8 protein-coding genes are annotated in these 4,608 nt (G+C 49.9%); 7 read left to right on the plus strand and 1 reads right to left on the minus strand.

The annotated features are described in order from the left end of the window. Nucleotides 1–217: 217 nt before the first annotated feature. Nucleotides 218–979: a S24 family peptidase gene (locus FDX01_RS04315; protein ID WP_226999312.1), complete on the minus strand. Its 762-nt coding sequence runs from the start codon at nucleotides 977–979 to the stop codon at nucleotides 218–220. 66 nt (nucleotides 980–1,045) lie between these two features. Here FDX01_RS04315 and FDX01_RS04320 point away from each other — a divergent pair, with 66 nt between their 5' ends. The 7 genes from FDX01_RS04320 to FDX01_RS22990 all read left to right on the plus strand — a co-directional run. Next, a complete protein-coding gene (locus tag FDX01_RS04320; protein ID WP_057064744.1) occupies nucleotides 1,046–1,264 on the plus strand; it encodes a YdaS family helix-turn-helix protein in 219 nt (72 codons plus the stop codon). A gap of 140 nt (nucleotides 1,265–1,404) precedes the next feature. Further along, the gene (locus tag FDX01_RS04325) at nucleotides 1,405–1,719 is read left to right on the plus strand and encodes a CII family transcriptional regulator (RefSeq protein WP_137399294.1); all 315 of its coding nucleotides are present in this window, start codon (nucleotides 1,405–1,407) and stop codon (nucleotides 1,717–1,719) included. Nucleotides 1,720–1,751: 32 nt separating this feature from the next. Beyond that, nucleotides 1,752–1,898 carry a DUF2740 family protein gene (locus FDX01_RS04330; RefSeq protein ID WP_123969710.1) on the plus strand — a complete coding sequence of 49 codons (147 nt, stop codon included), beginning with the start codon at nucleotides 1,752–1,754 and terminating at the stop codon, nucleotides 1,896–1,898. After that, nucleotides 1,891–2,703, plus strand: a complete 813-nt coding sequence (locus FDX01_RS04335) for a replication protein (protein ID WP_137399295.1) — start codon at nucleotides 1,891–1,893, stop codon at nucleotides 2,701–2,703. Before FDX01_RS04330 ends, FDX01_RS04335 begins: the two co-directional genes overlap by 8 nt. Continuing rightward, nucleotides 2,700–4,064, plus strand: coding sequence for a replicative DNA helicase (locus FDX01_RS04340; RefSeq protein WP_047500205.1), 1,365 nt, complete (start codon nucleotides 2,700–2,702; stop codon nucleotides 4,062–4,064). Before FDX01_RS04335 ends, FDX01_RS04340 begins: the two co-directional genes overlap by 4 nt. Continuing rightward, on the plus strand, nucleotides 4,061–4,369 hold the full coding sequence (locus FDX01_RS04345; RefSeq protein ID WP_137399296.1) for a MarR family winged helix-turn-helix transcriptional regulator: 309 nt from the start codon (nucleotides 4,061–4,063) through the stop codon (nucleotides 4,367–4,369). Before FDX01_RS04340 ends, FDX01_RS04345 begins: the two co-directional genes overlap by 4 nt. 2 nt (nucleotides 4,370–4,371) lie before the next feature. Further along, nucleotides 4,372–4,608 (plus strand): hypothetical protein (locus FDX01_RS22990; protein ID WP_170974753.1); only part of this gene is annotated, 237 nt, incomplete at its 3' end.

A 4,608-nucleotide genomic window follows, 5' to 3' on the forward strand; every position in this document is an offset into this window, starting at 1 on the left:
AGGAAAGGGCAGTAGTGCAGGAGCGGCGAAAAAGTGCAGGAGCGGCGAAAAAGTGCAGGAGTAAATAGGGATTTTGGTGGTGACCATCTGGCGGGAAAATGGTCGCGCCAATACCGCGTTACTATAATAATCAATTGGTTATAGTGTCGGGCAGGTGGCGGGCTAGCGGGATCGGAAGGCAAAGAAAACCCGGCGCGGTGGCCGGGTCACTTACTATCTATAGCAATACAGAGTACCAGAATACGCGACCAATGATTTCTACATCAGCTTCGTTCGCTGTCTCATCTTCCCGGTTAAAGCTGCGTATAGTCAGCATTCCACCAGGATTGCGATATAGCTGTTTTATGCGCTTCAACTTATCGTCTCCGCCACCTGGCTGAGCGATAGCATAAAGTTTACCATCGACTATGCGCTTATTATTCGTGTCTACCGCAACGGTTGTCCCATCAGGTATTACTGGTTCCATGCTGTCACCGGTTGCCGGGAAACAAAGAACGCCAGAACCATCGCTATTTGCCCCAACGCGACGCAATGTTGCCTTTGAGAACCTCAGCTTAAAACCGTTATGATCTTCGCTATGTACGCGCCCATCACCACATGCAAATTCAATGTCCTTAAGGAACGGCACTTCAACCTCATCATCTGGTAGTGGCGTGTTCTTGTCCCATGCGTCTACGGTTCCCCATTCTGATTCAGGAGGGATTCCAGCATCATCAGTTATCTTTGGTGATCCCTTGCCATTTAAAAGCCAGTCTAAAGAATACCCATACTTCTCTGAAATTTGCTGAGCAGCCTCACGGCTTATGGAGTCACGCTTAATCCAGTTATTAACAGTCTGCGCACTCGTAGAAAGCTGTTCAGCTAAATCCTTCTGCTTCATATTTTCTCTGGCAAGTAAATGCCGGATTCTTTCTGCAATTCCACTCATAAAACCTCCGCTTCCCTCCATGGTAAACATGATGTGTATTTTTTCCATCATCATGATGTTGATTTAATCCACGTCATGAATTAACATGGTGTTGATTAACGTTAACTGGAGTAAGACATGATCAACAAACCGAAGACTGTTACTCCTCTTGACATGGCTATCAGTGCTGTTGGTGGTTCTCAGAAAATCCTAGCCGAAAAGGTAGGGGTTACTCCTCAGGCCATCAACATGCTTAAAAAGCGAGGCGGAAGCCTCCCGGTTACCAAGATGCGCAAATACGAAGAAGCGACCGGTCTGTCAAAGGAAGTGCTGTATCCAGGCATTTTTACTGCCTAAAAAATCTCTTTAAAAATATTACCGAACGGCCCGGTATATGGTCGGGTGCCCGGCGTGGTCAAGGTTGACTGTCAATGGTGCACGATAAAAAGAACAAACATTTATCAATTAACTATTTCACACCAAAGGAATTATCACATATGGACGACTTAACGAAACGCAACAAAGCCAGCGCTCGAAACATTGAGAGCTGGATCTTAAACCGTATCGCCATTCTCGGAACTACCCAGGTAGCTGAGCATCTCGGCGTAAACAAATCATCGGTAACGCAGTGGAAGAAGCACTACATCCCGCGCATGGCTGCACTACTCGAATTCATCGGTTACTCGATTACTGACGACGACATTTCACGTGTGGTTGTGGGACTGGCTGATTTGCTGGAAGAGAGGATGTGCGGAAAGAAAAAGCGTCCGGCTGCAACCGAACGCTCTGATCAGATAACCATGAAATTCTAGCCGAATAACTGGATCAATTCACAGGAGTAATTATGCCTAAGAAAACTCGTTTTTACCAGGCGTCAGTACATAAAAATATTGCTCGTGACCGGTTCATCAAATCCTGTAACCCGGCTGTCGGTACAAAGCTGAGAGCCATCATCGAAGAACTAAAGCGGAAGGAGAACGGTCATGAGTAGCCCTGCAACAGTAACACCAATCAGGCCGTCTCTGGCGGCCGTGGAGCGTCAGGTGGCAGATCTCGATGATGGGTATACCCGCGTCGCTAACGAGCTGCTGGAAGCGGTTATGGCTGCCGATTTGACAGCTCGCCAGCTGAAGGTTGTTCTGGCGTTGATCCGAAAGACCTACGGATTCGGTAAGAAGTTTGACCGGATCACAAACACACAGATAGCCATGATGACCGGCATTCACCATACACACGTTTGCAAGGCTAAAAACGAGATGATTGCTATGAACATCATCGTTACTAATGGCCTGGCAATTGGGATAAACAAGGTGATCTCTGAGTGGAATTTTGAGATTAGCCAACATAGCGAAACATTAGCTAAAACAGCTAACGAAACATTAGCCAAATTAGCTAATGGGTATAAGCCAACTCAGCTAAACACAAAAGAAACTATTCAAAAGAAAGAAAAGAAAGAAAACACACAGTCATCTTGCGATGACCGCGGACCGGTTAAACCTGAAAAGCGAAAACCAGTTAATTTCGATTACGACGAATACCTGTCCGCCTACAACGAGATTGCAGGGGAGAGATTGCCTCACGCAGTGGAAGCCAACGAAGAGCGGAAGCGAAAAATTCGCAAACTGGTTAACTCTCTTGCTACCAAAAACATCGACGGATTCCGCGCCTATGTGAAAGCGTTCATGGCAGCTGCCAGACCATTCCATTTCGGTGATAACGATCGTGACTGGGTAGCAAATTTTGATTACCTGCTACGCCCGAAAGTTCTGGTGGCAATTCGTGAGGGAACACTATGAGACAGGATATCGAGGCCAGCGTGATTGGCGGGTTACTTCTCGGCGGACTGACCCCGGCGGCAAGTGACGTTCTAGCCCGGATGGAAGCTGACGCATTCACCATCCCGCTCTACCGGAAAGCTTTTGAGGTGATACGCAAACAAGCCAGAAATCGCAACCTGATTGACGCTCTGATGGTCGCTGAAGAGTGCGGCGATGAACATGCTACCGATGTGATGATGACCGCCAGAGCATGCCCAAGCGCTGCAAACCTCTCTGGTTACGCCGATATGCTTGCTGACCAGTATCAGCGACGATTGTTCCTGCATGCCATAGACGAGCTACGCGGCGACGTGAGCAACGGAACTCTGGACGGTGCAGCATCAGCAATGGACGAGCTAATGCGTCGCCTGAGCACCATCAGGAAGCCAAAAACAGAAGTGCGCCCAGTAAGACTCGGCGAAGTGCTGAATGATTACGCCGATACGCTGGAGAACCGGCTTAAAAACGGCGACGAGTCAGACACCATGAAGACCGGTATCGACGAACTGGACGCCATTACCGGCGGCATGAACGCGGAAGACCTGGTGATTATCGCGGCGCGGCCTGGTATGGGCAAGACAGAGCTGGCGTTGAAGATTGCAGAGGGTGTGGCCAGTCGACCAATGCCCGGCACTGACAGCTTGCGCGGTGTGCTGATTTTCAGCATGGAGATGAGCAACCTCCAAATCGCCGAGCGCAGCATTGCCGGTCGAGAAAACATGTCCGTCAGCGTTCTGCGTAATCCGGCCAACATGGACGACGAGGGTTGGGCGCGGGTGTTCAGCGCTATTTGCCACTTGAAAGACCTGGATGTGTGGATGGTTGATGCGTCGAAGTTGACCGTCGAAGAGATCCGCAGCATCGCCGAACGCCACAAGCAGGAGCACCCGTCACTGTCGCTTATCCTGGTTGACTACCTCGGCCTGATATCCAAGCCGAAAGCAGACCGTAACGACCTAGCGATCGCGCATATCTCCGGCAGCCTGAAAGCCATGGCGAAGGATTTGAAGAGCCCGGTCATCTCATTGAGCCAGCTGTCACGTGACGTTGAGAAGCGCCCAAACAAGCGTCCAACCAACGCTGACCTGCGCGACTCCGGCAGCATTGAGCAGGACGCAGACAGCATCATCATGCTCTACCGCGAGGCTGTGTACGACGAGCATTCCCCGGCAGCGCCATTTGCTGAGGTCATCGTGACAAAAAACAGGTTCGGCACGCTCGGTACCGTTTACCAGCGATTCGTTAACGGTCACTTCATGCCATGCGATCAGGATGAAGTTCGCAGGATATCAACCACAAAACACACCGGCAGCCGGTATTCCAAAGGGGCGGACGTATGAATAACAAAGGCCAGACCGATGCGATTATTCAGTTTATCGCCGATCACCCAGGATGCTACATGTCAGACGTCATCCGAGAAATGAATATTGCCAAAGGGTCGGTTACTTCCGTGCTGTTTAAGCAGTCAGGAGCCGGAGTTTTGCGCCGTGAAGGGTGTGAAAAACGATACCGCTACTACGTTGTGAATCCTGCAGATCGGATTGCGAAACAAAAATCACGACCAGCGCGATGCGACAACAGCGAAATCAACCCACTAAGCAACCTATTCAATCAGCGTCTGGCAGAAGTCAGGGGCGGGAGATAAGCATGAAAGAAGCACGTAACACGCGAGAAATCATTGAGCAGGAATATAACGAATTTCCTGAAACCATCCTCCACGCAGAACTATGCCGCGCATGTGCTCGCGTAGACGGTCGAAGCATCAAGCAGTCACTCAAGGCATTTGCTCTGGCACGTATCGAAAAGGTTGATAGCAAGCCACTTAAAGGCGCACTTGAGCAGATGGCATCCAGCATGTTTCCAGAGACAGAGATAGCTCGTATC

The sequence above is a fragment of the Citrobacter sp. wls613 genome, from assembly GCF_005281195.1.
Taxonomy (GTDB): domain Bacteria; phylum Pseudomonadota; class Gammaproteobacteria; order Enterobacterales; family Enterobacteriaceae; genus Citrobacter; species Citrobacter gillenii.